The organism is Endozoicomonas sp. Z74 (genome assembly GCF_057680865.1).
The window spans coordinates 1-1110 of sequence record NZ_JBLYZI010000251.1; the positions used below are offsets into that span (position 1 = coordinate 1).

Annotated in this window: 1 protein-coding gene; it reads left to right on the plus strand. The window is 45.1% G+C overall.

The features are described from left to right. Window positions 1-241: 241 nt before the first annotated feature. Window positions 242-763 (plus strand): hypothetical protein, encoded by a 522-nt coding sequence (locus tag ACNRUY_RS26575; RefSeq protein ID WP_488114677.1) that lies wholly within the window; start codon window positions 242-244, stop codon window positions 761-763. The last annotated feature ends 347 nt before the right edge of the window (window positions 764-1110 follow it).

The following is a 1110-nucleotide window of genomic DNA, read 5'->3' on the forward strand; positions in this document are numbered from 1 at the left end:
CCGGAAATACCTTGTGCATCACCGGCAATGGGTGAGGGCGGCAGAGTTTTATGGAGGACACCGATCTGCTCTGGGGACATCATGGGTATGGACTTCAGGATGTCTTGGAATTGCTGAGGTTTCATGGCTGGAACTCCACTTTACACGACAATTCTCATGCTCAGGGAGTATAGACCATGTTAGCAACATTTAATTTGAACAGCGCCCGAGAAGAAGCAATGAACAGGCTTCTTCGAAAGAATTGAGTGAAGAAGTACTTGAGGATGCGCTTAAGGATGCGTTTAATATTGAAAGCCAGAATGAGGGAAGTGGTCTTGTTGCATGGTTCAGACAAGGCCTGCAAGATATCAGTACCAGCTCTTATGCAAAGCTCTTTGGTCGTCAGAGCGATTACAGAGATGATAGCGCCGCTGATAATAACGAAGATGAGATAATAGAAATAACCAGTATCGGGACACAACCAGAAACGGTAATCGATGACGGGACTGAACAAAAAATGTGGCACTGCTTCTTATGCTTGTCACGCTTATCTCATTCTTCCTGCTTCTCTTGTGGCAATAACCCACAGACAGAAACCTACGAACCACCTGAAGTGACCGTTGGTTTGAGTGGGGCTGAAGAAGCAACTGCCCCAGCAGCAAACGCCGACCAGGCACGGCTTTTGGTGAGGTTATACAACACTTATGTACAAGGAGGGTTACAGTGGCTAGGGAAAAAAACACAGCAAGAGGAGGTGCTTGAACTGCCTGCAGGTATTGATTGACCTGAAGGAGCCATTGGCTCATGGCCGGTCATACCGGCCATGACTTAACTCTTCATTATTCAGGATTGATGGAGCCATAAAAAAACCACTTATGAATTCGTTGCTGTTGGAAATAGATAGTTGTTCTTTTTTTATCCCTATTTTTCACAAAAGTGCCAGGTGAAAACCCCATCTGCCGTTTAACACCGCCACTTGAAATTCAGGAAAAGCTCTATTTAACTGTAGTAGTTCAGACCTGATCTGACAGTCACCGATTTTTCAGAGGGTGTCTGTCAGGTCAAATTCAGGCTACAAATTTTTCCTTCCAGATCTCTTTGCCATCTATCAGAGTTTCCATTGGCGTTCTT